Source organism: Streptomyces sp. PA03-6a, from assembly GCF_033792765.1.
Taxonomy (GTDB): Bacteria; Actinomycetota; Actinomycetes; order Streptomycetales; family Streptomycetaceae; genus Actinacidiphila.
The window spans coordinates 1-2,410 of the sequence record NZ_JARAVK010000506.1; the positions used below are offsets into that span (position 1 = coordinate 1).

General features: G+C 72.8%; 2 protein-coding genes. One reads left to right on the top strand and one right to left on the bottom strand.

What is annotated here, in order from left to right; genetic code table 11:
* The first annotated feature begins 19 nt into the window (after nt 1-19).
* On the top strand, nt 20-1,315 hold the full coding sequence (locus PV350_RS46115; RefSeq protein ID WP_499510513.1) for a ThuA domain-containing protein: 1,296 nt from the start codon (nt 20-22) through the stop codon (nt 1,313-1,315).
* A gap of 61 nt (nt 1,316-1,376) precedes the next feature.
* On the opposite strand, the gene PV350_RS46120 is transcribed toward PV350_RS46115, so the two are convergent.
* Nucleotides 1,377-2,225, bottom strand: a complete 849-nt coding sequence (locus PV350_RS46120; RefSeq protein WP_500339250.1) for an SDR family oxidoreductase — start codon at nt 2,223-2,225, stop codon at nt 1,377-1,379.
* Nucleotides 2,226-2,410: the final 185 nt, after the last annotated feature.

Sequence of the window (2,410 nt, forward strand, 5' to 3'; positions counted from 1 at the left end):
CCGGGAAGGACCTCCCCCCATGACCCGTGCCACGAGCGCCGCGAGGCGCGCCGCCGCCCGCCTGTTACTGCTGCTCGCCGTCCTCCTGGGCGCCGTCGCCGCACCGGCCACGTCCGCCCCCGCCGCCGCCCCCTTCAAGGTGCTGGCGTTCTACAACGGCACCTGGGACGCGGCCCACATCAACTTCGTCAAGGAAGCCAACCAGTGGTTCCCGCAGGCGGGCGCCGCCAACGGCTTCACGTACACCTCGACGACCAACTGGAACCTGCTGACCGACGCGAACGCGCTGAAGCAGTACCAGGTCGTCCTCTTCCTCGACGACGCCCCGCAGAGCGCCGCCCAGCGCTCCGGCTTCGAGACCTACATGCGCGGCGGCGGCGCCTGGATGGGCTTCCACGTCTCGGCCTGGACCGACAACGCGCAGAGCTGGCCCTGGTACTACAACCAGTTCCTCGGCAGCGGGAACTTCCGCTCCAACACCTGGGGCCCCACCACCGCCGTGCTGCGCGTCGAGGACCGCACCCACCCCTCCACCACGCACCTGCCCGCGACGTTCACCTCGTCGGTGAGCGAGTGGTACAGCTGGAGCAACGACCTGCGCAACAACCCGGACATCGACGTCCTGGCGTCCGTCGACCCGGTCAGCTTCCCCCTGGGCACCGACCCGAACCAGTCGTGGTACAGCGGCTACTACCCGATCCTGTGGACCAACACCAAGTACCGCATGCTGTACGCCAACTTCGGCCACAACGCGATGAACTACGACACCAACACCCCCCTGTCGTCGACCTTCGCCAGCGCCACCCAGAACACCTTCCTGCTCGACGGCCTCAAGTGGCTGGGCACCGGCTCCACGGGCGACCCCGCCCCCACCGACCCGATCTCCGAGACCTCCTGGTACTCCCTGGTCAACGCCGGCAGCGGCCGCTGCGTGGACGCCCGCGCCGCCGCCACGGCCAACGGCACCGCGATCCAGCAGTACACCTGCAACTCCACCACCGCCCAGGACTTCCGCGTGCTGTCCACCGACAGCGGCTACACGCGCCTGGCCGCCCGCAACGACACCGCGAAGGCCGTGGACGTCACGGACGTCTCCACCGCCGACAACGCCGCGCTCCAGCTGTGGACGTACGGCGGCGGCGCCAACCAGCAGTGGAAGCCCGTCGCCGAGTCCGGCGGCCGCTACCACTTCACCGCCCGGCACAGCGGCAAGTGCCTCACCGCCCCCACCGGCGACCCGAGCGGCACCCAGTTGGTCCAGCGCCCCTGCGACGGCTCCGCCGCGCAGTCCTTCCAGCTCGTCGTCCGTCCCTGACCCGGGCGACGGGACCACGGTGCCGCCCCGCCCCCACGAGGGCCGGGGCGGCACCTCCGCGTCAGCGGAAGGCCGCCGCGTGGCGGGCGGCCCAGGCGGCGAAGGGCCGCGCCGGACGCCCGAGCAGTGCCTCGGCGTCGGGGCCGACCCTCTGTTCGGCGAGCAGCGGCTCGCCCAGGATGTCCAGCGTGCCGTCCGCCACGGGCTCCGGCATGAAGCGCAGCATCCCCTCACGGGCCTGCTCGCGGCTGAGTTCGACGAACCGCAGCGGGACTGCGAGTTCCCCGCCCAGCACCTCCGCCTGCCGGCGCGGGGAGACCGCTTCGGGCCCGGTCAGCACGTAGGTCCGGCCCGCGTGGGACCCCTCACGGAGGACGACCGCGGCGGCGTCGGCGACGTCCGCGGGATCGGCGACCGGCAGCGCCACGTCCGCGAAGGGCGCGGCCACCGTGCGCGCGGTGCGCACCGAGTCCGCCCACGCCAGGGCGTTGGAGGCGAAGCCGCCCGAACGCAGGACCGTCCAGTCCACGCCGGAGTCGCGGACCGCGGCCTCGAAGGCCCGCAGCGGCTCGTGGGAGACCGCGTCCGGCCGGGTCCCCGCCGCCTGCGAGGAGAGCAGGACGATGCGTCGCACCCCGCTGTCCCGGGCGGCCGCCACCAGGTCGTGCGGCCTCGCCCGCGGCCCCAGCAGCTCCCCCGCCACCAGCAGGAACAGCGCCTTCGCGCCGGCGAGGGCGGGCCGCAGCCCCTCCGGCGACGCGAGGTCGACGGTTACGTGACGTACGCCGGCGGGCAGCCGGTCGTCCGCGGGGGCCCGGCGTGAGAGGGCCGTCACGGGCTCGCCCGCCGCCGCCAGTGCCCGTACGAGAGGGCGTCCGACGTTCCCGGTGGCCCCTGTCACTGCGATCATTTCCCGCTCCATTCCGGTCCGTTGGTCAACGACCCGGCGAAGCTAACACCGTGGATATAGTAGGTACCTACGGGATAGTGACTATCCCTCAAGTCCCAGGAAGCCTCCAGGAAGCCCCCAGGGAGCCGTCATGAACGCCGAGACCGCGCACCGCGACGCCGCCCCCGGCCCGGCCCCTCGTGAAG

Coding starts and splice junctions, on each gene's coding strand:
- PV350_RS46115 (WP_499510513.1), top strand. CDS start 20: ATGACCCGTGCCACGAGCGCCGCGAGGCGCGCCGCCGCCCGCCTGTTA.
- PV350_RS46120 (WP_500339250.1), bottom strand. CDS start 2,225: ATGATCGCAGTGACAGGGGCCACCGGGAACGTCGGACGCCCTCTCGTA.